The sequence below is a fragment of the Marinomonas spartinae genome, from assembly GCF_016461715.1.
GTDB lineage: Bacteria > Pseudomonadota > Gammaproteobacteria > Pseudomonadales > Marinomonadaceae > Marinomonas > Marinomonas spartinae_A.
On record NZ_JAEMUI010000016.1, the window covers coordinates 63244 to 87444 of the forward strand.

Genomic DNA, 24201 nt, shown 5'->3' on the forward strand with positions numbered 1-24201 from the left:
AACTCTCTGGTGAAATAAAAAAGACTTGCTGCTGTGTCATACCAGCAAAAAATAGCAAATCAATAGGGGACGATAACGGGGACGCTCTCCAATGGCAAGCTTACCTGTGTTTGATTAAAGTCTTAAGCCTAACATTCTCTTTAGGGTCATTTCTTGATGGGGCGTTAATGGTTCAGCTTCTTCCATGCTGATACGCCTTCCCCAAGTATACCATGCTTTGACGGCGTCTTTTTGTAGTCCCCTTGCCAGTAGGTTCTGAACTTCTAGACGGAAAGAATTGGTGATAACCTCAGGGTTATTCTGTCCAATCTTTCGTAACCGAGTCAGTGCTCGATTAAATTTTTCGATCAGTCTTGGGGCTTCAATATTGTTTTCGATTAGCTCGGTAATGGTCCTTAAATAATCGTAGTAAAGCGCTGGCGTATCACTATTATTGTTTTTGGTGCTGCGGATGGCTTTTGAGAAGGCTTGCTCTGCTGTGAGCCAGTCCTCTAAATCGATGCTAATTCTTCCTAACCGCAAGGAGCGTTCATAGGAGCGAGGAGAGACGATCAGCGCTTTAATAATGATTTCTTGAGCATCCTTTGGTTGATTAAGCTCTAAATATAGGTCGCCTAGTAGATCATAAGCAGAGAAAAAGTATTGGTTTAATTCAATCGTCTGTTCAAGTGCTACAACCGCTTGCTTGAGTTGATTGAGCTTGATATGACATTGTGCCATACCAAAATGGGCCCATGACAGCTCGTTATTACGTTGCAAAACCTTAGTATAATGAGTACTGGCAGCTTGGTATTCTCCTCGCTGATAGAGACTTTCCCCCATCACTCGAAGACATTGGCTGGCATATTGAGGGTAGTGTTTAATAATGGCTTTTGCTACACGTTCAAGCGTAATGTAATCCTTCTGTTTTCTGGCTTGATGGGCAAGGTCAAAGATGATTCTTTGTTTAACGACGCGTTTTAGACGGCGATGGAATGCCGCCGGGGTAAAGGGCTTCACTAAATAGCAGTCGGGCTGGTATTCTAAAATACTGACTACGCTTTCATAGGCTCGGTCTGCTGTAATCATCATAAAAATCACGGGATGATCAAGGCTGTAATGTTTACGTGTGGCTTCAAGTATCTGCTGACCATTGATTTTATTGTCAGCATTAAAGTCAGAAAGAATAATATCGTATTGGATGGCTTGAATGCGTTTAATGGCGGATTGATCAGATATTTCAAAATCTATTTTCTCATAGCCTAACGATACCATTAATGACTTCAGTAAAAAGCGCATCTCAGCAATGCTTTCGATGATAAGGACGCGTTGTTCTGCTGCTGCACCGGATTTTGTAATCACTTCCATGGTCAACCTTGATATGGATGAGGTTAGTTTAGACGTCTATATAGTCTAGAAGAAAATACAGACCTCTCTCCTATTTTTTGCTCGCATTCGATTTTTGCTAGGGGGAAATAAACGCTTTATTAGAGTAAGCCGAGTCGCTTTTTTAACGTTAACTCTTGTGCAAGGGTTAGCGCAGATGCTTCTCCCTTTTCAATAAGTTTGCTCCATAGCTGCCAGGAGCGAATCGCTTCGCCAAGATGGTTTCTATATAGCAATTGTTGGATTTCAAGACGAAAAGAATTGGATAAGACATTGGGATTAGATTGACCTAAACTTCTTAGTCGAGATAACGCACGTCTAAATTTATCCTGCAATCTTGTGCATTCTATGCCTTGTTCGAGCATGGAAGTAAGTGTCTTTAAATAGTCGTAATATAATTCAACATTTTCTGAACTTGTATCTTTCGCGAGGCGAATGGCTCGGGAAAGCGATTGTTCTGCTATGGTCCAATCTTGTATTTCGACACTAATGCGTCCTAGTCTATGGGATCGTTCAACGGATCTTGGTGAATTTTCCAAGGCTCTCAGTATCGCTGATTGGGCTTTTTCGAGGTTTCCCATTTTGCTATGGACATCGGCAAGTAGGTCGTAAGCTGAGAGAAAATGTTTACTGAGGGCAACGGTTTTTTCAAGGTGATTTATGGCAGAAGGAAATTCGTCAAATTCCACATCACATTGTGCCATCCCATAATAAGCCCATGCCAGTGTGCTATTACCTTCGACCACCATAGCATAGTGCTGTTTAGCCTGCTTATATTGCTTGCGTTTATAAAGGGATTCACCTATCACTTTCAAGCACATGCTGGCGTATTGTGGATATTGTTTTAGAATGTCACGAGCATGCTTTTCCATGGCCTCGCAGTCATCTTTTTTTCTTGCCTGATCGACCACGGAAAAGATCTTTTTCTGGCCGATAATTTTGTTAAAACGACGATGAAATGACGAAGGCGGGAAAGGCTTAACCAAATAACTATCGGGTTCATATTCTACGGCGCTGACAACACTTTCGTAAGCGGTGTCAGCGGTAATCATCATAAAAATAGCAGAATGGTCCAAGGAGTAATTTTTACGAGTGGTCTCAAGAATGTGTTGCCCATCAATGTTGCCACCTAGGTTGTAATCCGATAAAACAATATCGTATTTAAAGTTCAAGATACGCTTAAGCCCACCTTGTCCTGATGGCTCTACATCAATTTTTTCATAACCCAGCGAGGTCATTAAAGATTTAAGCATTAAGCGCATTTCCGCAATGTCTTCGATAATAAGAACGCGCTTGTCGGTAATGCTGTTTTTAGGTGTGTCTACTGTTATGGAGCTGGTTGCAGCGAAGTCAACCTGAGTTATGTCTGACATACGACTCTCTGACGTTAGCATTCTAACCCTATTGCCAATAAACGGGTAGGGTGAGCGGTAATTCTATGACTCTGTTTATAACATATTTTTACACATTTGTTATATCAAACGAGCAACGATTACGTCAATTTCTACGCAAAGTCACTTTTGATTCACTGAAATTGGCGATAATACGTTTCTCATAGTCTGCTTAGGCATGCTACTTTGTTTGTACTAAGAACTGAATCACACTCTATAAGTGTTTTTCGTGGTATTTCCAATTTTTTAAAAGAGGAAAAATGAATGTTTAGTCATGTGATGGTTGGCGCGAACGATATTGAAGAGTCAAAAACATTCTACGATGCTGTTTTTCAAGTGTTAGGGCACCCTCCCGGATCGATTAACCCCGAAGGACAATGCTTTTACTTTGCGGATAATAATGTTTTTGCATTAACAAGACCGCTAAACGGTCAACCTGCAACCCATGGTAATGGCACGACCATTGGCTTTTTAGCAAAGTCTACCAAGTTGGTTGATACTTGGCATGAGGTTGGAGTGGCTCATGGTGGTGTTCCTTGCGAGGATCCACCAGGAGTACGTGATTTTGAGGATAGGCAGTACTATATTGCGTATTTACGTGACCCCGCTGGTAATAAAATATGTGCATTACACAGCATATCGTAAAAAACTTTTTTCAGTAAAAAGGTTCCTAGACCTTTTTACTGAAAGTGGGTTAATTGCTGTTACTTTGAGGTGACGTGGTCTCTATTTTCTGAGTGTCACTTTGTTTCACTGATGTTGTTATTGTTTGTGGCGATGACGGTGTCGTTTTGGTTGGATTTATTGTTGCCAACAGTTCTGATAGCCTTTTTTCTAATGAGTTTGCATAGCTTGTTTTGTTTAACAGCTTGGTGTTTAGCGATGTGATTTGTGCCGCCAGTTCTTCCAGTTGATCTTTTTGCTTTGTTACTTGCTCACTTAGTGCCATGTTCTGTTGTTCTAATGCTTGCTCGTTTTTCATATTGTGATCAATAAAAGTAGCAATGGCTTTGCCTTGTTGGCTGATTGGTTCATTACGTTTGTCTGCAGCCCCCAGTTTACTCGAAATCGTTAAGAGAATATCTTCGATATTTACAATGTAATTTTCATAAGCACTGCTTGGTAAGGCTTGTAATTGTTTGACTGCAATGGCGACTTGCTTAGCATGTTGGATAGCAAAGATGGCTTCTTCTGCTTTTTCTTTGATTTTGCTAATGGCTCGCGGCTCAGCGTTAATAAAGGCTTCTGCAGCCGTCACAGACGCGGCAGCTTGAGCCAAGGTTTTTGGTGCATAATCACCAATCTGGTCTTTTTTTAACTGATTGAGTTGTTGGTTCGCATCGGCTAAATAGATTTTAGTGATCGTTTTCACTTCTAGAGCACGTTGTTTTACAAGCAAATCAGGTTGGGCGCTGATGGCGGCATTCATTTTGTCGTTTGCAATGTCGTCAACTAGGTTTTTCAATTCATTATTCAGTTGTTTGACCGTATTGGGGTAGTACTTATCTGCCCCAATTTTGGTGAGCTGTGCTTTGTAGTCGAATGCACTTTCGAGAGTGCTCATTGCATTGCTGCGGATATTTTGAGCTTTCGTTAAGTGGGCGTTGAATTTGGTTATGTCTGACTGAGCCGCTTCCAGGTTGGTTTTTGAGCTGAAAAAACCACTGCTACTGTTTGCTTTAGATGGGTCTAAGGCAAATTCACCATAGTACTCTTTCGCCTCAGCAAGGGCTTTTCTTGCCTCTTTCATTTGTTCTGTTGCGAACCAATCGAGTTCATCGCTTTTGGCGGATTCTAATGCCATGTCAGCTTGATCTAAGGCGTTTTTTACTGTGTTAATATCTGAGGCAGTTTTTGATTTCGCTGCATCCTTTGCTAGGCTGGCGGTTGAGTCTGGATTAGAGGCGCAACCCACTAAAGTAAAGGTGAGTGTTGTGACGAGGGCAGCAATTTTCAGCTCGTGTCTCATGTGTACTCCGTTAGAAAAGCCTATTTGAATAAGATGTGATTGGTGCAAAATGATCATATGACGGTATGGTCATGATCATTTTAAGCACTAGGTAAATTAAAGCATAAAAACCACTTCAATTTGCTTTAAATTTACAATATTCGCTGGGTCTTTTTATTCGTATACTGGCTCTTATGGGCTGTCATAATACATGAAGGCTACCGAGTCCTCTGTTAGCACTGATGGTGCTTGGATAGTACTCATGACTTCTATTTTCTACTAAGAATCAGTTTTTTTACTAATAAGCCATTGATTGCGAAGTTGGTTCAAATAAAAGAGAAAAGCAATAGCGATAATTAGGGTGACTTCAAAATGTCCTTGTGGGTAGCCACCATTGTGAAACGGTAAGGTGACAACACAATACAGAGGGATAACCATGGCAATCCACTGGGACAATGCGGATTTGCAAAAATGATAGTGCTTTGCAACCTTATAACAAGCTAGGCCACACAATAAACCAATAGCGCCTCCGACTAGAACATCAATTGGCCAGTGAGCCCCTACCATCACGCGACTGAACATAATGAGCAGTAAGACGCAAACAATAGCAATACGCTGTTGTGTGTTTTTTGCTATCACGAGGAAAAAAGTGGCAATAACACCTGCTGTTGCCGAATGTCCCGAAGGAAAACTGTTGGTATGTAGCAGTTTACCAACTAGATGAAAGCTTCCTTCTGGTAATACGCTGCCAGGTCTCTCCATAGAAAAAAAGGCTTTCATACCATGGGTAATCAAGGTGGTTGGAATGATGGCAATAATGGTGGCTGATAGCAATTTGGGGTGAATATAAATCACAAAAAGCAATAGAGCGATAGCTACTTGAGTATCGCCTAACAGCGTGATGGAAGACCATATATTATCAGGGATAACGCTGCCTAATGAGTTAAGCACGAGGAAACTGGAATGGTAGCCGCCCATCAGCCAGAGTCCTAAAGCGGTAATAAACAATACACCACTTAGCGTTAATACAAAACGTAGGGGAATCATACTAGTCTTGCTTGACTCTGTGTTTGATAGCAAATGACACCGAAAAAATTTAGGTATGTGAAACAAACCGACCATCTCCATAAAAAGTAGGAATATTTGAAATTATTATTAAGCATACACTTAGTTAGGTGAAAATTTCATGAACTTTTTATGCGCTTTTTGTGTTTTTTTAGGTGGGATTGTGTGTTTTTGTAATTCGATATGCTTTTTTGTGAGGTGGAATAATTCGTTAGAAGAAGGGAAGTACGTGTTTGTTGGGGGAAGGCACAAAAAAACCACCTTAGCTTTTCACTAAAGTGGTTTTAAATCCATTAACAAAGCAGCAGGATGGTGTGTATATTGCCATCTTGTTGGTCTAGAAAATCGTTTTGGATGTAGACTTTCTAGCTTTTCTATTTCATCTGTTTGCTAATCAGGGGATAGACTGGATTAAGGTGTAAAAGGGCGGTCGCCGTTTTCATCCTTAATACGAGTTGGTAATCCCATGGTGTTTAACAGATTTAGGAAAGGTTTAGGATCAAGCTGCTCAACATTACGCATTTCTTTTGCATCCCATGTGCCATTGGCAACAAGAATAGCGGCGGCCACCGGTGGTACGCCTGCGGTGTAAGAAATCCCTTGGCTACCGACTTCGTTATAGGCGTCTTTATGGTCCGCTACGTTGTAGATAAAGACTTCTTTTTCTTGTCCGTCTTTAATGCCTTTGACAACATCGCCGATACAGGTTTTGCCAGTGTAATCAGGAGCAAGAGAGGAGGGATCAGGTAAAACCGCTTTCACCACTTTCAGTGGAACGACTTCCAAGCCTTCTGCTGTTTTGACAGGCTGCTCTGATAGTAATCCGAGGCTTTTCAAGACAGTAAATACATTGATGTAATGCTCGCCAAAGCCCATCCAAAAACGTACGTTTGGTACATCTAAGTTTTGAGAAAGTGAATGAACTTCGTCGTGGCCTGTCATATAAGCCGTCTGTTTGCCAACAACAGGCAGGTCATCCGTACGGCTGATTTCGAACATTTTGTTTTCTTGCCATGCATTATTTTGCCAAGAATAGACGCGTCCAGTGAATTCTCGGAAGTTAATTTCAGGGTCGAAGTTCGTGGCAAAATATTTGCCATGGCTGCCCGCGTTGATATCAATGATGTCGATATCACTTACGGTATCAAAGTAGTCGTTATAGGCAAGCGCAGCGTAAGCGTTTACTACGCCTGGATCAAAGCCTACGCCTAGAATGGCAGTAATACCTTTTGCTTTACAAGCGTCACGGCGTTGCCATTCGTAGTTGGCATACCAAGGTGGGGTTTCACAAATTTTTGTTGGGTCTTCATGGATTGCGGTGTCTAAGTAGGCAGCCCCTGTTTCCATGCAGGCTTCAAGTACAGACATGTTGATGAAGGCTGAACCGACGTTAATAACGATTTGTGATTCGGTTTCTTGAATTAATTTTACAGTGGCTGGCACGTCCAGAGCGTTTAGGGCGAATGCTTGAATACGACCCTCAACTTTCATACTGCCTTTGTCTAGGACACTGGCTACAATATCGTCGCATTTCGAAACGCTACGTGAAGCAATTGCGATATTGCCCAGTGTGTCATTGTGTTGGGCGCATTTGTGGGCTACTACACGAGCCACGCCTCCGCCGCCGATGATTAAGACATTTTTTTTCATAGTAACAATCTCTTTAATGTTTAGTGTCGCGGTGTTTTTGCCGTTTTCATAAACGGTCATTAAGATAAATTTTGCATAAAGTCGTTGTAATGAAATTCTTTAACGACCTCAACGTTGCCATCCAATTGGCGTACGGCAATAGACGGCATTTTTACACCGTTGAACCAGTTCTTTTTCACCATGGTATAACCTGCGGCATCTTGAAAAGACAAACGGTCTCCTACTTCTAGCACTTTGTTAAATTTGAATTCGCCAAAAATATCGCCAGCCAAACAAGATTTACCACAAATCATGTACTCATAGTCACCTTCACATGGGGACATTTTCGCATTTTCACGATAAATTAGCAGATCAAGCATATGGGCTTCGATGGAACTATCGACAACGGCGAGATGTTTGCCATTAAACAATGTGTCTAACACCGTCACTTCGAGAGTGGTACTGTTAGTAATCGCCGCTTCGCCTGGTTCAAGATAGACTTGAACACCATATTGCTCGGAAAAGCTTTTGAGTCGTTGACAGAATCGATCTAATGGGTAGTCTTCACCTGTAAAATGAATGCCACCACCTAGACTGATCCATTGCATTTTGGCAATCAAATGGCCAAAACGTGCTTCGATCAGTGTGAGCATTTCATCGAAACGCGCAAAATCACTGTTTTCACAGTTGTTATGGAACATAAAACCTGAGATATCATCGATGATGGTGGCGATTTTTTCGGGATCCCATTCACCAAGACGACTAAAAGGGCGTGCTGGATCAGCAATGATAAATTCTGATGTGCTGACTTGTGGATTCACTCGCAACCCACGGGTCTTATCTTTGCTTATATCTTTAAAGCGAGAGAATTGACCAATGGAGTTGAAAATGATCTTGTCACTGTTGTCGAGCACTTCGGCTATTTCATCATCGGCGTAGGCCACGCTGTAGGCATGTGTTTCACCCTGGAACTTCTCTTTGCCGAGTTTGACCTCGTATAAGGAAGAGGAAGTCGTGCCATCCATGTATTCTTGCATTAAGTCAAAGACAGACCATGTGGCAAAGCATTTCAACGCCAGTAATGACTTGGCACCAGATTGTTTTCGCACATAAGCAATCTTTTCTAAGTTCTTTAGAAGGTTGGCTTTATCAATGAGGTAATAAGGTGTCTTGATCATGGCTGCTTGCCTGTCCGCAAAAGGGCGTATTTTAGTGCAAATAAGGGGCGTTTTTCCACCGTGCGAGAAGTCTTTTTTGGGGCAATTTTGCAATCTTAGTTATTTCCCCGTCTTTTTTTCAGTTAAGTTGGGCTTGATAACATATTCTCTGGTTCTCCTGTGTCTATGGCTAGCCAGAGACTGTTCACAAATTATTGATAATAGAGAATAAATATGACGTTTTTATAAAAAGACAGTTATAACTCTGTTACGTCCTGTTTGTTTGGCTTGGTATAAGGCGCGATCGGCGGCTTTAAATGCTTCATCGGCGGTTGCTTTAGGGGATTCAATAACAGCAACGCCAATTGAGACGGAGTAATGGATGATATCGTTTTGGTGAGTTATTGGGCGCGTAAAGATATGCCGGCATATCTTTTTTAATAGGCTGGTTGCGTCGTTTGGGGGAGTGTCTGGCAGAAGAATTGCAAATTCTTCCCCGCCAATGCGAGCGAAGTGATCTGATGGACGAATAATTTGACGAATGGTTTGGGTAAATTGCTTTAGTACATAATCGCCCACTGCATGTCCATATCGATCATTGATGCTTTTGAAGAAATCAATATCGAGAATCGCGAAAGAGAAAGGACGTGGTGGTTGAGGGCATGCCATAAAATGGCTTTTCATAAGTATCTCGAACTTACGTCTATTCACCAGCCCCGTTAGAGGGTCGGTAGTGGCTTCATGTTGCAGTCGTTCTTCATCGCGTTTTCGAGCAGTAATGTCCCAACAAATACCTGCAATAACATTGTTTATATTACCATTGCCTTTTGCCATACTGCTGGATACTTCGACCCAACAATATTGACCATCTAAACGTAGGATCTTAAGGTCACAACGTAATGTTGATGTATCCGATTTAAGAAACTGGAGCGTGGTTTTAAGGAAAGGTTTTCTGTGTGGTGGGTATATGCGTCTTAGCCATTGGCGTAGGGAAAAGAGTTGGCGAGTCACTTGTTTTTCGTTTGGGATGAGGACTTCTGAGGTACACCATAGATGCCCTCGCCGCCAGTCTAACTCCCAACTGCTGCAGGCAATATTTTCTTTTAGTATATCGAGCTGATGTTGCTTTGCCCGATAATTATCTCGAACAATCGCGCTGGAAATAAAATAGCTGGCCGTTCTCAGTAGTGTGATGTCGTTAGCAGTCCACTTATATTCTCTTTCACAGTCATCGAGACCTATTGTGCCCCACCACTGATTCTCTATGATGATAGGAAGGGTAAGCATAGACTTGACACCTTGACTGACTAAATGACTTTTTAGCCAGTCATCGGGGAGAGTGCGGGTCATGACGCTTTGATATTCGCCTCGTTTTCGGCTTTCAATTAATGCGATGTATTCAGGTTCAACAATAGGAGATTTGAAACGGTTGAAATGAGGTAAACCAATTTGTTTGTATTTTTTGTGAGCATGCCATTCAAAGGCATAGTCTTGGAGGATGTAATCGTGTTGAAGCTCCAAGGTTTGAAAAACCCATACGCGGCTTACTGAAGTGGCTCTGCCAAGCTCAGCCAGTAGTTTATTGATGCCTTCCAGCCAGCCTTTGCCTGTCATGAGTTCCTCGGCGCTATATAAAATAGCAGCGAGTATGTCGTTTCCAAGGCTTGTTACTTCTCTGTCTACAAGCTTATTTAAGTTGCCTGTTTTGATTACCATTGAGAAAAAAGCCACCACACATACATTGTGCCTCGTTCTAGTAGACCACTATTCGTATTAGTGGATCACTATTAATAAAGAGCATGTTTTTCATACAGACGCTTCTGTCATACATTTTTTGTCTGGGTGTTGTTACTTAATGTACCCTAAAGTAGTAGTGATTGAGAACGTTCTAGAGTAACTATTTATCGTCTTACTGTGTTATTTCCTTTGAATAGGCGGAAGAGTTGGTCTTTAGGCTTGAGGTTTGTTAGCGCGACACTACAATGTGGCTGAACTTATTTCCATAAAGTCGATTGCTAGTAGTCACTGTTTGGGTTGAGAAAAGGGCTTTTAAATAAGTGAAAACAAGGTACTCTTGTGCTCGCTGTATAATGTGTTTGTTTTTCCTTTAAAAAAAGGGCGAACAAGTTCTTTTGTCTTGGCAATTGCTCCTGCATTGCCCTAATTGCCTACATCCTCGTCAGAGTCAGTAGGTGGCAAAAACTTGTCATTCGCCCTTTTTTAATAAAACACGGTGTGGATTTTTGTTTATCAGTTAGGAATTGCGTTTTATGTTGATTTTAGTGATTGGTCTGGTCATGTTTTTTGTACTGCATTCAGTGCAAATTATAGCGCCGAAGTGGCGGGAAGAGGGCATCTTGCGCCATGGTAAAATGCGCTGGCAAATGCGGTTTGGTATGGGGGCTTTGATTGCCGTTGCTTTCATTTGGATGGGGTTTACACAGGTTCGCTTGGATCCGACGTGGGTCTGGTTGCCACCTAGTTGGATTCGTCAGGTCTCCTCATTGCTCATGTTGGTTTCTTTTTATTTCGCTGCATGTGCTTTGATACCTGGTACAAAATTGAAAGCCATGACGGGGCGCCCCTTTCTGTTAGCGGTGAAATTATGGGCGTTTGCTCATTTAATCAGTAATGGAAAATTAGAAGATATTATTATTTTTGGTAGCTTTTTGGTGTGGTCGATCGTGGCTTATGCGGTACTTCGACGTCGTGATAGAGCTGAAGGTGTAAAGCATGGGTATATCGGCATTCATATGGACTTAGCAGCGTTTACCATCACCATGATTGCTTGGTTTGGTATGGTGTTTTATTTTCATAAATTGTTGTTTGGTGTTGCGCCATTGGTTTAATGGTTGCCATAAGGATAATAAAAAAATCCCCATTGGCACTTGCCTGTGGGGATTTTTGTTTTTAAGGGTCAGTTTCTTAACGGTATGATTTTAGGTACGGAATCTATTAATGTTTTTCGTGAGATCGTCCGCTAAGGCTTTGAGCTCTTCGGCTCGTTTCGCACTTTGTGTTGATAACTCAACCAGCTCAACTGAACCCTGCTGAATATCGTTAGTGTTTTGGTTAATTTCTGATGTAACACTCGTTTGTTCTTCCGTGGCGGTGGCGATTTGGGCTGCACGATCATTAATCAAATTGATGGATTGTTGAATACTGTCTAAGCTTTGCTTGGCCTCATTCACATCATTGACGCTGCCTTCGGCTTGTCCATGGCTTTTCTGAATTTTGCTAACCGCATTTTGTGTGGTACTTTGCAATGATTCGATCATTCTTTGGATTTCTTCAATAGAACTGTAGGTGCGTTGAGAGAGTTCGCGCACTTCATCGGCGACGACGGCAAACCCCCGACCTTGTTCGCCAGCTCGAGCCGCTTCAATGGCAGCATTTAGTGCTAGCAAGTTGGTCTGCTCTGCAATGCCTGAAATGGTCGTTAGGATCGAGCTAATGCCATTGGCATTATCACTGACATTGTTAATGACCTCAGCCACTTCTTGGATTTCTGTGGCGAGCGCTAGGATGCTGTTTTGGCTCTTGATGACTTGATCTTGTCCTAGGCGGCTGGCATTGACCGTTTCATCCGCGTTATGTGCTGTGTCGGTGGCATTATTGGCAATTTCTTGAGTGGCTTGAGCCATTTGATGAACTGCAGTCGCGACCATTGTAATGTTGTGCTGTTGCTCTTCAAGTTTAAGCGCACTGTTGCTAGAGGACTCATGGGCTTGATTGGCTTGTAGTGCGAGTTGTTGGCCAATGTTTTTTAAATGAGAGATGGTACTATGCAATAGTTCGACAAACTGGTTAAAGTTATCGACCAATACGGCAATTTCATCCTTAGAGCTGGCGGTTAGGCGCTGTGTTAAGTCCCCATCACCATTCGCTATTTGCCCCATACTGTCGGATACTCGGCGTAAATCTTTCAACAATAAACGAGTCACTTGTGTCACGACGAGAGCGGCGATCAAGATGATAATTAACGAAATAATGATCGTTTTATAGCCGAGGCTTTTAATGGGGGCATTCAATACGTTTTCATGCATGATCATGCCCAAAACCCAAGGGCTTCCTTTGATTTTACTGGCGTACATCAGCATTGGCTTCCCATTGAGGGAGAACGCTTTAAACTGAGGGCCTTGGTTGATACTGTTGAAGAAGTTACTATCCAAGGCGGGTGATATATCGGTTGCATTCTTTAAAATCAAGGACTGATCAGGGGCGGCAATGATTTTTCCGTTTGCATCAAATAGCGTACTGTAACCGTCTCCCTGAACATCTAGGGCAAGTATACTGTCCATGACATCATTCAGGAATACAAGGCCACCAAGTGCACCTTTAAATTCTCCGTCAACAATGACGGGTTCAACAAATGTCATAGACAGCTTTTTGGTGGATGCTGAAATATAGGGGGCTGTCACATAGGCTGTTTGTTTGCTTTTCGCCTCCTTATACCAGTCGCGAACTCGTGGATCGTAGCCAGCGCTGTTTAAAGATGGGTCATGACGAAACATTTCCCCGTCTTCTAATCCTAAAAAAGTCATACCAAAATTTAAGCTGGTTTGAGCTTGCTGTAGGATGTCTAAAATGGCTTTATTGTCGTTCTCCGCCTGTGGATGGGCTTTTAGTAGGGCTTCCACCTTGTTGCGCATGGCTTTTAGAGCGTTAGCTCTATCTGTAGACCAGCTGTCTATATAAGTGGAAATGGCATCGGCTTGTAGTGCGGCTTCTTTGCGAACTTTATTCTGACTCGCTGACTGAAATTCGTAATAGGAGAGTATCCCGACACCGAGAGTGACGACGATAGCAACTATAATTGACTGCAATGCAATTTTAGTCTGAAGAGAAAGCTTCATGATGACTCCATTAATAAACTAATTGATAGTGACTCAATAAGCACTTATGAATACCCATACTAGTGTGTGGGTATCTTAAGAGAGACGACGCTATTCAGTTGTAGAAACAGCGCTAGTCTAGAAACACGTAGGAGTCCCATCTTTCGATGATGTCTCCATAAAAGTGTCACTAAGAACTGAGAGTCCTTGATCAGCCTTTCTTAATCCTTAAACAATGCTTTTTTTATTATTTTGAGTGCCTTTTTTCTGTATGTGGTTGCTTTGCAAGCCTATACAGAGTGAATAATAGACCTTAATGCCGTACTTTGAACATAGCATTAGGCCCGCATTGTAGTCAAAGTCGACCATTTTCTAAACTTTCTAAACTTTCTAAACCTTTTGCCTTCTGTTATTCGAAATCGATGTTTTCGTTTTATTAGCTGACGGCTTTTGACGTTATATGTTATCTTCCGCCCCCTTTTATTTGTTTGTTATTGTTGATTTCTAGGTGAGTCATGATTTGTGGGTTTGATTACGGTACATCAAATTGTGCCATTGGTATCGAGCACGAGGCAAGCGTGCAATTAGTGCCGCTTGAAGGCTCCAATACTTTTTTACCCTCGACGCTTTATGCATTGGATCGAGATCTGATTACGGAGTTTGTAGCGCGTCATATTGGCTCTGAGCAGGAGCGTCAAGACTTTGTTACATTACGTCGTAATATTTTGACTCGGGCTCAGCGTGTCCGTCGTGAAGAAGATTTAGACGACGATGAGCAAACTTTGTTTTTTGGGCGTGCAGCCTTTGCTGAATATTTTCAATGGCCAGATGAAGGGTATTTTGTTAAGTCTCCTAAATCTTTTTTGGGCGGAACTGGGCTCCGTGAGCAGCATATTAGCTTTTTTGAGGACGTCGTCACTGCGATGATGCAGAATATTAAGCGTCGCTCAGAGCTCAGTTTGGGAAAAGAACTGACTCATACTGTCATTGGACGCCCGGTAAATTTTCAAGGGATTGACGCTGAAGCAAGTAATCGCCAAGCTTTGGATATTCTGACGGTAGCAGGAAAGCGTGCTGGCTTTAAAGAGATTGAATTCCTATATGAGCCGATTGCGGCAGGGTTGGACTTTGAAGCGAGTATGACGGAAAACAAAACGGTTTTGGTCGTTGATATTGGTGGTGGGACAACCGACTGCGCCATGGTTCGTATGGGCCCTGATTACGCCATCAAATCTGATCGATCTGCCGATTTCCTTGCCCATACGGGGGAGCGAGTTGGGGGGAATGATTTAGATATTCGTATTGCAGGAAAGCAGTTAATGCCCTTGTTTGGTATGGAGTCGACGTTGAAAACCGGGTTGCCTATGCCGACTCAATTGTATTGGAATGCCATTACGACAAATGATGTGTCCGCATTGGCCACATTTAATAGTCTAGAAACCAAGTTACAAATGGAACAGTTGCGTCTGGATGCAACTGAGCCCACTTTGATTGAGCGGTTTATACATTTACGAGAAGAAAAACATAACTACCATTTGGTGAGAAACGCTGAGGAAGCCAAAATTGTATTATCCGATGCATTAGAACACCGAGTGCGATTGGATTATATAGAAACAGGTCTACACACGCTGATGACACGTGAGCAATTTGCGCTGTCTATCCAACCTCCTCTTGAAAAAATGTTGCTTTTAATGACTGAAGCCATCCAACAAGCTGGAGTGAAACCAGATGTTATTTATATGACGGGTGGGTCGGCAAAATCTCCCATTATTCGTAGTGCCATTCAGGACAGAATCGGGAATGTTCCGGTCTTAGATGGTGATCACTTTGGCAGTGTTGCGGCGGGATTAACGGTGTGGGCTCAGCGTATCTTTAAATAAATGGTTCCGATCCTCGATAAAGCAAGGTAAGGAAACCATGTTAGTATAAAGAAAGGTTACAACTATTATCTTAACCAAGTTATAGTCGGCTATAACGGTTCGATGATTTTTATGTAGGAATATAGAGGCCATCACTTTTGAAAAAACGTGTCTTTTTGCATCTTAAAGCGTTGTTGGTGTGGAATGAAGGAAGTCGGCCGTGGCATTTGCCTTTGGTCGCAGCTTTATGCGTTGCTATTCCCGCTTTTATTGGTGCAGCAAGTAATGATTTCGCGACGGCTATCTTAGCCAGTATGGGTGCTATGGTTATTTTATATATGCCGCCCACTAGAACGGCACATCGTATGTTGACCATTACATTATGCTCGTTTGGTTTTATGGTCTGTTTTACGTTGGGTTCCATTGCCAGTTTCAATCCTTATATTGCCTCTATGGCTTTGGTTTGTTTGGTCTTTTTAGCGGTACTGATTACCCGTTATTATCGACTTCCTCCCCCTGGTAGTTTCTTTTTTGTGTTAATTAGTTGTGTGGCGATTACGCTACCATTTGATTTACACCGTTTGCCTACCCATGTTGGTATGGTGGCATTGGGAGGGATGTTGTCGTGCATGTTGGCGTTTTTTTACAGTCTGGCCATTGGGGCGAATCGATTAGCGGTTACGCAAGTCGAAACCGATTCGCGGGTAAATGCGATTATTTTAGAAGCCGCTTTGATGGCCTTATTGATCGGTGGTTCCTACGCATTTGCAGTGTCTTTGTCTTTAAATAATCCTTACTGGGTACCTATTTCTTGTGCTGCTATATTGCAAGGGGCAACATTTCGCATGGTGTGGCATCGTAATATTCATCGCATTGCTGGCACGACGATTGGTATGGGGGTTGTGTGGTGTGTTTTTATCGTTGAACCAAATTTTTGGGTGTTGGCGATATGTGTTTTTGTATTTCAATTTATCACCGAGTTTTTAATTGTAAAGCATTACGGATTCGCTGTGATTTTTATTACGCCGTTGACGGTGATTATGGCGGAAGTAACCAATCATAATATCCCTGCTAGCTTATTGGTCGAATATCGCTTAATTGATATTTGTATCGGAAGTGCTATTGGTTGTATGGGAGGTGCTATTTTCCATCGGACATCTTTATTGAAAAAAATCGAAGCTCGCATGAATGAGCGGACATCGTTATCAGGGACGAGATAACGCATTGTAATAAAGCATAACCGAAAGGCTTCGCAGTATGACTATTTCTCTTCTTTTAGCGATTTGTTTTTGATTGCCTACTGTTCGTTTCTTACGTACGATTCCTCTCATAAAGGTGCCAGCTTACTGGTGAAACGGGAAACAGGTGCGTTTTTAGGAAGAAACAACCCCTGTACTGCCCCCGCAACGGTAAATAAGTGATGGAATATTGGCTCTAATCCACTGTGAAAATGGGAAGGATTAGGGGATTATCTTATGAGTCCGGAGACCGGCCTTTATGGTGGTAGAGGTATAAATACCTCTTTCTATTATTAGGATGTGAAATGTCATTCACGGGTGAGTGTTTGGTGTTTTAGGGAGAAGGGTTATGCATATTGAACCAGGTGTTGTTACTGGAGCCAAAATAGTATTGAGTTATGCGACAGCGTTAGGGGCGTTAGGTTGGTCTGCAAAATATTCTATTAATGCGATTAAAGAGCATGGTGCGATTAATTTATTAGCTCGTAGTGTCATGACAAGTTTGTTGGTGTTCGTTTTTTTTGAAGTTTTACCTCATCATGCGGTTGGTGTCTCGGAAGTGCATTTAATTCTGGGCTCAACTTTGTTTTTAATCTTTGGTCCTGCTGCTGGGTCGATTGGCTTATTTATGGGGCTGTTAATACAGGGTGTTTTATTCGCTCCTTTTGATTTGCCGCAATATGGTATGAATGTCACTACTTTATTGGTGCCTTTATTTGTTATGGCGGCTGTAGCGCGTCGTGTTATTCCAGAAAAAACCGCTTATGTGGATTTAGATTATGCCCAAGCGTTGAAGTTGTCGGTTACTTATCAAGGCGGTATTGTGCTTTGGGTCGCCTTTTGGGCTTTCTATGGACAAGGCTTTTCTGCTGCCAACCTGTCTTCTGTTGCGAGTTTTGGTCTTGCTTATATGAGCGTAGTTTTAGTTGAGCCTTTGTTGGATTTAGCGATCTTGTGGGGCGCTAAAGGCATGGATCGTCTAAAAGGTTCTTCTTTTGTCGAGCGACGTTTGTATCAAGGATAGTGCGTCAGGGCGATAGTATTGTTGTACTTTAAAAACGCTCAGCTTGCTGGGCGTTTTTACTTATTGTTTAGGGATATGAACGCTAGAGGTGTGGGCGTCTCTCTCTTACTCGTGATCCGCTTGGTGGCTGAGAAAATCCAAAAAGGCGCGGTTAGCTTGGGATAGATAACCGTCTTTGCGCCAAGCTATTTCCAAGTTTAACCAAATAGGTGGATCAAAGGGGCGAGTAATCAGATCGTCTTTTGGTTCAATCACCATGCTAAGCAGTGTTGATATACCAAAGCCTTGTCGAGTGATGGATTTAATCAAGGGAATTAAGTTGGTTTCAAAGCCTATTTTGGGCTTCTTGTTGGTTTCTTGGGCGAGCCGATTGACGATTCTGCGATGGAAGTATCCCTCCTTGAACATGACTAACTCCTGATCGAAAAACTCCTCGGCGGTAACTCTCTGCCGTTGGCTAAAGGGATGGTCTTTGGCGACAGCAACCAGCATCTCTTCTTTTAGTAACTGATGTGTGTTGATGTTATCCGGTAGGTTTTCTGCAACAATGACGCTGAGATCCAATTCGCCGTTTTCCAGCATTTTTTGTAATTGCCATGTGCCGCCTTCGACAACGGTGAGTGAGAGGTTGGGGTGTTGATGACGAAACGCCATCAGTATAGGAGGGAAGTAATAAGAGCCAAGCATACTGGGAATGCCAATACGTACTTCACCTTTGCTCAATCCCTTGAGTTCGGACATTTCCAATAGAGCGTCATCGGTCGCTTGCAGAATTTTTTCGGCATGGTAAGCCAAGCGTTGCCCTTCATCAGTTAGCGTAATGGTTCGCTCTTTGCGATGAATTAGTGTCAGTCCTAATTCCTGTTCTAGCTTTTTCATTGCCATGCTGACAGCAGGCTGTGCCACATTGAGTTGTTCAGCGGCTTTAGTGAAACTGGCATTTCGTGCAATAGCAAGAAAATAGCGTAGCGGTTTAATATCCATCAGCAACCTTTATGCATTGAATAAGAAACATATATTTTATTGATAAATGCTGAAGGCGTATAGTGCAGATCAATAGTTGAAGGTATTGATAAGGGGGCAGTATGGTTGAAACGGGAAGTCGTACTTTTTGGCGTGGGACGATTGCTTTAGTGATCGGATCATTTATGGTGTTTGCGAATGTCTATGTGACTCAGCCTTTGTTGCCAATGATTGCTAATGAGTTTCACGTGAGTGCGTTGCAGGCCTCTGCTAGCTTCACGATTACCACGCTGACTTTGGGGATATCTTTACTATTTTATGGTCCTATTTCTGATGCCTTTGGGCGAAAAGGGCTGATGGTGATGACATTGCTGGGGGTAACTTGCACCACCTATGCCTTATCTGTTGTGCATAGTTTTGAAACACTTTTATTGTTGCGAGGTTTGCAGGGCTTTTTTTTGGCAGGGTTGCCCGCTATTGCGGTGGCTTATTTAGGGGATGAATACCGTCCTGAGGCGCTGATGGTTGCGGTTGGGTTATATATTGGTGGTAATACACTAGGAGGGATTGGTGGTCGCTTAATTGGTGGTTTTGTTGGCGAATGGATGGGGCGATCTGCTGCCTTTGCGGCCATGGCTGGCATCAGTTTGGTTTTTTTAATAGCATTTATTGTGTTATTACCCGCCTCAAAACAGTTCGAATCGAAGCCTTTGAAATGGTCAACAATTGTTTCTAATATGCTAGGGCATTTATCCAATCGTCGTCTGGTGACTGCTTACGTTATTGGTGGCTTGAGTTTCTTTGTTTTCATTAATCAGTACAGCTATATTACCTTTCGTCTAGAAAGCAAGCCGTACCAGCTGTCTTCCCAATACATTGGCTTATTATTTTTAACCTATCTTGCTGGTACCGTCGGGTCGGCCGTTTCTGGTCGATTAGCCCAACGGCTAGCTCAGCCCTATATTATGGTGATTGGGACATTGATTTTTATGCTGGGCTCGGTAATCACGCTTAGTGCGCGTTTGGAAATCATCCTTTGTGGTTTAGCAATAAACTGTTTTGGTTTTTTCTTATGCCATTCTACGGCGAGTAGTTTTGTGAGTCGCAATGCTAAGTATGCTAAAGCCAGTGCGTCTTCTTTATATTTGGTTGGCTACTATTTAGGTGGCAGCATGGGGGGATACTATCTAGATCCTTTTTGGCGAACAGACCAGTGGCAAGGAGTAATCATTGGTTCCCTGATTGTATTGGGGATAGTTGTTTTAGCAGGTGCCAGCTTGATTAGATTACATCAGGCTAATGGATTTAATACAATGACCAGATAGCCTAACAAAAGCGTTCCATTATGTAAAATCTAGCTACTAAGAGTGTTTTGGTGTGTTAATCTTATTACTAGGGAAGATGTGAACAAGTCCTCTTGTCTCAGCAATTGCCCATTGAATTATCTATAAAATGTATTTATGTTTTGCTCAAGGATGGGCAATATAGGTAGAGTAATACACTAATCATATCTTTTGCGGAAGGAAGCGAATGGGACGACTGTCTAGGTCTTTGTTTATAAAACAGGCGGTGTTGACGCTCACTTTAGCGGTTGTATTGAGTTTGCTGAGTAGTTTTGTTCAGGTATTAGAGGGAATTTCCACAGAAAAACAGAATATCAATCGCTTTTTTGGTGATATTTTAACGATTGTTGAAAAACCAATTGCTGAAGCCACTTTTCGATTAGACAAAACATTTATCAAGCAGCAAATAGACAGTTTGTTACTGAATCCTAGTGTCGCTCGTGTCGAGGTAAAGGATGAGTCGGGTAAGGTGTTTGTTTCTGGTCAGTCAACGCAGACACACTTTTTCCTCTCTCAATCCACCGCTGATTTCTTGCTCCCCGATTTGTCTTCTTATCACCGCAGTCTTATTCTACGAAAACCTTATTTTAAAGCGGGCCAGTTAATTATTTGGCCCGAAAAGCAGGTGCTAGCAGAAAATTTTTTAATTAAACATGCTTCGATCCTGATGTATAACTTGGTCAAAGATTTGTTGTTTGCTTTTATCATTTCGGTATTTTTTTATTTTTTAATTACTCATCCTTTAGAGCGTTTAACACAAGTATTTACTTCTATTGAAGAAGACTTAGATCGGCCGTTTCCCGATATTTTATCTCGCCGTCATCGCCTTGATGAATTTGGACGTTTATATGTCAGCTTTGCACGACTGTGGCAAAAGCTTAAGAAAACAAAAGATGAACTAGAGCGAAGTTATACACATTCCATCGCGGTGATAGAACATGCAGCGGATGGCATATTATTGCTAGACCAAGATTTTAAAGTAGTGTATTTGAATGCAGCGGCACGAACGATGTTGGGTGAACAGGCAAAGTCAACGCTGAGTCAATCTGCACAGAAGGTGTTAGATGATGAGACCTTCAATACCATTAAGCGCCATATTGATACAATGCCCTCCGATATGCCCCTTACGTTGGAAACTCTTTTCAAGGGAGCGGATAAGGACATTCCAGTTGAAATCCATTTAGCGCAGTTTGACTTGCAAGGAAAAGTAGAAATTCTTTTACTGGTCCGAGACGTGACAGAACGTATCGAAGCGCAAGAACATATTCATCAGTTAGCCTATTACGACCCTCTGACCAAGTTACCGAACCGACAGCTTCTTATGGATAAAATTGATGATTACCTCAATCACGACATCCAAGAAGGCCAATTTGGTGCACTGATACTGATCGACCTTGACCGATTTAGTACCATCAATGACGCGCTTGGTCATAACGTAGGTGATAAGCTCTTGATACGTGTGGCTGAGGAGTTGTCTTTACTGGAGCGAGACTCGATTGTTTTGGCGCGCATGGGAGGGGACGAGTTTGCTTTTTTTGTAATGGGGATGGATAAGCAGACGGAAGTCGAGGCGTTTATTAAAGCCTTTGCTCAAAAGGTATTAGTTCTCTGTGCAACGTCTCAGGAGATTGACCAGCACTCTATGCATATTTCTGCCAGTATTGGGGTGGTATTGTTTTCAGGTGAAAATTGGCAAGTAGAAACCATCGTTAAGCAGGCTGATACCGCGCTTTATCGAGCGAAGGAGTCTGGACGCAATACTTATGTTATCTATGAAAATACCATGCAAGCCATTTCAGATCTTCGATTGGAAAAGGAAAAGTCTTTACATAGAGCGATCGAACTCGGTTTATTTGAGTTGTATTATCAGCCACAGGTGAATAATCTTGGGGAGTTAATAGGAGCAGAAGCGTTAATTCGCTGGAACGATGGTGAGCAGGGCTTTATTTCCCCTAATGATTTTATCCCATTGGCTGAGGAACTGGGATTGATTGTTGATATCGGTTCATGGGTAATGGATACCGCTTTTTCTCAAGTGTCAAAGTGGTTAGAAGAAGGGGTCTGGTTCCCTAGCTGGCGTATTTCGATCAATGTGAGCCCTGTGCAATTTCAGCAATATGGTTTTTTAGCGATGCTCAAGGAGAAAATAGACAAGTATCAATTACCGACCAGTTGCGTGGACTTAGAGATCACTGAGAACATGTTACTGACCGATCTTGAGTCCTCCTTAGAAAAAATGAACCTGATTCGTGAAATGGGGGTTCACTTGTCTGTTGATGATTTTGGGACAGGCTATTCATCATTGAAATATTTAAAAATATTGCCAATTAATCGATTAAAAATAGATCAGTCTTTTGTGAGAGATCTGCTAAGTGATAAGGGGAACGAAGCCATTGTTTTCTCTATTATTGCGTTATCGAAAGCTTTTAATGTGAGTGTATTAGCGGAAGGGGTTGAGAGTGTGGCGCAGTTTGAACGGCTACAGGAAATAGGCTGCTACTTCTATCAGGGATATTTATTTAGCCGCCCCGTCTCTTCTTCACAATTTGTTAACGAATGCGTGCATGGTTTGAAGATGAATTAATAGACTGAATCCCTTACTCTTAGCATTGAAGTGAGCGTTGTTAAAGAGTTCATTCAATAATAAAAACGATAGCTCTTATTTGATGGCTGTGAATAGGGGCTTTGAGTTCTGTTTATCGTCTTTGCGTAGGTTAAAGACATTTTTCTCTATTAGAGGTCATTATCGATGAATATGTTGTCGTCACTTGCTACTGATACAATACACTGGGGAGCCATCCTGTTTCTTTTTGGGTTACTTATTCTTGTGATCGCGATTGGTGTTATGTATTGGGTGGACACTCATCAAACTTTACACACCATAAGGCGAAATTACCCTGTTGTGGGGCGCTTCCGTTATCTCCTCGAACATTTAGGTGAATTTTTTCGGCAATACTTTTTCGCTATGGATCGGGAAGAACGACCATTTGACCGTGCGGAACGCTCTTGGGCCTATCGTGCGGCGAAAAAAGTCGATACAACCATTGCATTTGGCTCGACTCGTTCTTTAGATACGCCCGGTGATATCTTCTTTGTAAACTGCGCTTTTCCGACATTGGACGAAGATGCCGCTCTGCCAAAAGAAATTTGTATTGGTGAATTTACAGCCAAAAAACCCTATCGTACCAGTTCTGTTGTGAATATTTCCGGTATGAGCTTCGGCGCCTTGTCGAAACCGGCTGTACAGGCTTTATCGAAGGGGGCTCGCAAAGCTGGTATTTGGATGAATACTGGTGAGGGTGGATTATCTCCTTATCATTTAGAAGGTGGATGTGACTTAGTCTTTCAAATAGGGACGGCAAAATACGGTGTTCGTGATGAGCAAGGCAATTTAGACGATGATAAATTGACGAAGGTTGCGGCTCATGAACAAGTACGCATGATAGAGATAAAGATGTCGCAGGGGGCGAAACCTGGTAAAGGAGGAATGTTGCCAGGGGCCAAAGTGACCGAAGAGATTGCCTATATTCGAGGGATTCCTAAAGGGCGTGATTCCATCAGTCCTAATGGTCATAAGAATATTAAGAGCATTGAAGACCTATTAGAAATGATTCATCACGTTCGTTCTTTAACGGGTAAGCCCGTTGGTTTTAAAATGGTGGTAGGGGATCTTCATTTTTTCGAGAAGTTGTGTGACTTAGTGCATAAAAAAGGCTTACCTTACTGCCCTGACTTTATCACCATAGACAGCTCTGACGGTGGAACGGGGGCTGCGCCTCAGCCATTGATGGACTACGTGGGGATGCAGTTGCGTGAAAGTTTACCGAAAGTGGTGGACATAGTGACAGCGTATGGGCTTCGAAAATACATCAAAATTATTTCCTCCGGCAAATTAGTGGTGCCTGGGAAAGCCGCATGGGCTTTAAGTGCAGGAGCGGATTTTGTTGTCTCTGCGCGGGGCTTCTTATTTTCTCTAGGCTGTATTCAAGCATTACAGTGTAATAAGAATACTTGCCCAACCGGGATTACCACACATAATGCTGATTTACAAAAAGGTCTGCAGGCTCAAGAGAAATCAGAGCGGGTTGCTAACTATGCTGATGGTCTGTTACATGGTATCGGATTGATTGCGCATTCTTGTGGCGTTAAAGAGCCAAGGGAGCTTACTCGTGAGCATGTTCGGATTATCGAAAACCAGAGCCATTCTTTACTTTTTTCAGAAGTAAACCCTTTGCCCAATGTGCGCCCCGAGTTTATCAACCTTGTTGGGTTTGAAACCCCAGAAACAACGGAAAAAGTGGAAAATATCGTCCGTTCATAAATCCTATAGGTGTATGTACCAGGGAAGGTCAACTGAGCCGCTAAAAGGGACTTTTATGAAGTA

Annotated in this window: 17 protein-coding genes and 1 riboswitch; of the genes, 8 read left to right on the forward strand and 9 right to left on the reverse strand. The window is 42.4% G+C overall.

Features of this window, described 5'->3' with window-relative positions:
- Positions 1-114: 114 nt before the first annotated feature.
- Entirely contained in the window at positions 115-1347 is a 1233-nt protein-coding gene (locus JHD45_RS15075) for a tetratricopeptide repeat protein (protein ID WP_199477338.1), read from the reverse strand.
- A gap of 119 nt (positions 1348-1466) precedes the next feature.
- Positions 1467-2738, reverse strand: a complete 1272-nt coding sequence (locus JHD45_RS15080) for a response regulator (protein WP_199477339.1) — start codon at positions 2736-2738, stop codon at positions 1467-1469.
- 282 nt (positions 2739-3020) lie between these two features.
- Between JHD45_RS15080 and JHD45_RS15085 the strand changes: the two genes are divergently transcribed.
- Positions 3021-3401 (forward strand): VOC family protein, encoded by a 381-nt coding sequence (locus JHD45_RS15085; RefSeq protein ID WP_199477340.1) that lies wholly within the window; start codon positions 3021-3023, stop codon positions 3399-3401.
- Between the two features lie 49 nt (positions 3402-3450).
- Here JHD45_RS15085 and JHD45_RS15090 read toward each other — a convergent pair whose 3' ends face one another.
- The 5 genes from JHD45_RS15090 to JHD45_RS15110 all read right to left on the reverse strand — a co-directional run bounded on the left by JHD45_RS15090 (position 3451) and on the right by JHD45_RS15110 (position 10271).
- Positions 3451-4725: a hypothetical protein gene (locus tag JHD45_RS15090; RefSeq protein WP_199477341.1), complete on the reverse strand. Its 1275-nt coding sequence runs from the start codon at positions 4723-4725 to the stop codon at positions 3451-3453.
- A 258-nt stretch (positions 4726-4983) separates the two neighbouring features.
- Entirely contained in the window at positions 4984-5751 is a 768-nt protein-coding gene (locus tag JHD45_RS15095; RefSeq protein WP_199477342.1) for a phosphatase PAP2 family protein, read from the reverse strand.
- Positions 5752-6180: 429 nt separating this feature from the next.
- Positions 6181-7419: a saccharopine dehydrogenase family protein gene (locus JHD45_RS15100; RefSeq protein WP_199477343.1), complete on the reverse strand. Its 1239-nt coding sequence runs from the start codon at positions 7417-7419 to the stop codon at positions 6181-6183.
- 59 nt (positions 7420-7478) lie between these two features.
- A complete protein-coding gene (gene nspC, locus JHD45_RS15105; protein ID WP_199477344.1) occupies positions 7479-8576 on the reverse strand; it encodes a carboxynorspermidine decarboxylase in 1098 nt (365 codons plus the stop codon).
- A gap of 222 nt (positions 8577-8798) precedes the next feature.
- On the reverse strand, positions 8799-10271 hold the full coding sequence (locus JHD45_RS15110; protein ID WP_199477345.1) for a diguanylate cyclase: 1473 nt from the start codon (positions 10269-10271) through the stop codon (positions 8799-8801).
- A 554-nt stretch (positions 10272-10825) separates the two neighbouring features.
- On the opposite strand from JHD45_RS15110, the gene JHD45_RS15115 reads away from it, so the two are divergent.
- Positions 10826-11404: an NnrU family protein gene (locus JHD45_RS15115; RefSeq protein ID WP_199477346.1), complete on the forward strand. Its 579-nt coding sequence runs from the start codon at positions 10826-10828 to the stop codon at positions 11402-11404.
- A 90-nt stretch (positions 11405-11494) separates the two neighbouring features.
- Here the strand turns inward: JHD45_RS15115 and JHD45_RS15120 are convergent, their stop codons facing one another.
- Complete coding sequence (locus JHD45_RS15120; RefSeq protein ID WP_199477347.1) at positions 11495-13411, reverse strand: methyl-accepting chemotaxis protein; 1917 nt, start codon at positions 13409-13411, stop codon at positions 11495-11497.
- Positions 13412-13905: 494 nt separating this feature from the next.
- Between JHD45_RS15120 and yegD the strand changes: the two genes are divergently transcribed.
- The 3 genes from yegD (at position 13906) to JHD45_RS15135 (ending at position 17511) form a co-directional block, all read left to right on the forward strand.
- Positions 13906-15270, forward strand: coding sequence for a molecular chaperone (yegD, locus tag JHD45_RS15125; protein WP_199477348.1), 1365 nt, complete (start codon positions 13906-13908; stop codon positions 15268-15270).
- A gap of 137 nt (positions 15271-15407) precedes the next feature.
- Positions 15408-16469 (forward strand): FUSC family protein, encoded by a 1062-nt coding sequence (locus tag JHD45_RS15130; RefSeq protein WP_199477349.1) that lies wholly within the window; start codon positions 15408-15410, stop codon positions 16467-16469.
- Positions 16470-16565: 96 nt separating this feature from the next.
- Positions 16566-16761: riboswitch (cobalamin riboswitch) on the forward strand.
- Between the two features lie 75 nt (positions 16762-16836).
- The gene (locus JHD45_RS15135; RefSeq protein WP_199477350.1) at positions 16837-17511 is read left to right on the forward strand and encodes an energy-coupling factor ABC transporter permease; all 675 of its coding nucleotides are present in this window, start codon (positions 16837-16839) and stop codon (positions 17509-17511) included.
- Positions 17512-17616: 105 nt separating this feature from the next.
- Here the strand turns inward: JHD45_RS15135 and JHD45_RS15140 are convergent, their stop codons facing one another.
- A complete protein-coding gene (locus JHD45_RS15140) occupies positions 17617-18495 on the reverse strand; it encodes a LysR family transcriptional regulator (RefSeq protein ID WP_199477351.1) in 879 nt (292 codons plus the stop codon).
- Positions 18496-18596: 101 nt separating this feature from the next.
- Between JHD45_RS15140 and JHD45_RS15145 the strand changes: the two genes are divergently transcribed.
- The 3 genes from JHD45_RS15145 to JHD45_RS15155 all read left to right on the forward strand — a co-directional run bounded on the left by JHD45_RS15145 (position 18597) and on the right by JHD45_RS15155 (position 24138).
- Positions 18597-19799, forward strand: a complete 1203-nt coding sequence (locus tag JHD45_RS15145) for an MFS transporter (protein WP_199477352.1) — start codon at positions 18597-18599, stop codon at positions 19797-19799.
- A 205-nt stretch (positions 19800-20004) separates the two neighbouring features.
- Positions 20005-22401, forward strand: a complete 2397-nt coding sequence (locus JHD45_RS15150) for a putative bifunctional diguanylate cyclase/phosphodiesterase (protein ID WP_199477353.1) — start codon at positions 20005-20007, stop codon at positions 22399-22401.
- A 165-nt stretch (positions 22402-22566) separates the two neighbouring features.
- Positions 22567-24138, forward strand: coding sequence for an FMN-binding glutamate synthase family protein (locus tag JHD45_RS15155; protein ID WP_199477354.1), 1572 nt, complete (start codon positions 22567-22569; stop codon positions 24136-24138).
- Positions 24139-24201: the final 63 nt, after the last annotated feature.

What these genes read in the sequence shown, in the direction of transcription:
- JHD45_RS15140 (WP_199477351.1), bottom strand. Translation starts at nt 18,495, where the DNA reads ATGGATATTAAACCGCTACGCTATTTTCTTGCTATTGCACGAAATGCC.
- nspC (WP_199477344.1), bottom strand. Translation starts at nt 8,576, where the DNA reads ATGATCAAGACACCTTATTACCTCATTGATAAAGCCAACCTTCTAAAG.
- JHD45_RS15085 (WP_199477340.1), top strand. Translation starts at nt 3,021, where the DNA reads ATGTTTAGTCATGTGATGGTTGGCGCGAACGATATTGAAGAGTCAAAA.
- yegD (WP_199477348.1), top strand. Translation starts at nt 13,906, where the DNA reads ATGATTTGTGGGTTTGATTACGGTACATCAAATTGTGCCATTGGTATC.
- JHD45_RS15075 (WP_199477338.1), bottom strand. Translation starts at nt 1,347, where the DNA reads ATGGAAGTGATTACAAAATCCGGTGCAGCAGCAGAACAACGCGTCCTT.
- JHD45_RS15150 (WP_199477353.1), top strand. Translation starts at nt 20,005, where the DNA reads ATGGGACGACTGTCTAGGTCTTTGTTTATAAAACAGGCGGTGTTGACG.
- JHD45_RS15115 (WP_199477346.1), top strand. Translation starts at nt 10,826, where the DNA reads ATGTTGATTTTAGTGATTGGTCTGGTCATGTTTTTTGTACTGCATTCA.
- JHD45_RS15095 (WP_199477342.1), bottom strand. Translation starts at nt 5,751, where the DNA reads ATGATTCCCCTACGTTTTGTATTAACGCTAAGTGGTGTATTGTTTATT.
- JHD45_RS15145 (WP_199477352.1), top strand. Translation starts at nt 18,597, where the DNA reads ATGGTTGAAACGGGAAGTCGTACTTTTTGGCGTGGGACGATTGCTTTA.
- JHD45_RS15155 (WP_199477354.1), top strand. Translation starts at nt 22,567, where the DNA reads ATGAATATGTTGTCGTCACTTGCTACTGATACAATACACTGGGGAGCC.
- JHD45_RS15100 (WP_199477343.1), bottom strand. Translation starts at nt 7,419, where the DNA reads ATGAAAAAAAATGTCTTAATCATCGGCGGCGGAGGCGTGGCTCGTGTA.
- JHD45_RS15120 (WP_199477347.1), bottom strand. Translation starts at nt 13,411, where the DNA reads ATGAAGCTTTCTCTTCAGACTAAAATTGCATTGCAGTCAATTATAGTT.
- JHD45_RS15090 (WP_199477341.1), bottom strand. Translation starts at nt 4,725, where the DNA reads ATGAGACACGAGCTGAAAATTGCTGCCCTCGTCACAACACTCACCTTT.
- JHD45_RS15135 (WP_199477350.1), top strand. Translation starts at nt 16,837, where the DNA reads ATGCATATTGAACCAGGTGTTGTTACTGGAGCCAAAATAGTATTGAGT.
- JHD45_RS15110 (WP_199477345.1), bottom strand. Translation starts at nt 10,271, where the DNA reads ATGGTAATCAAAACAGGCAACTTAAATAAGCTTGTAGACAGAGAAGTA.
- JHD45_RS15080 (WP_199477339.1), bottom strand. Translation starts at nt 2,738, where the DNA reads ATGTCAGACATAACTCAGGTTGACTTCGCTGCAACCAGCTCCATAACA.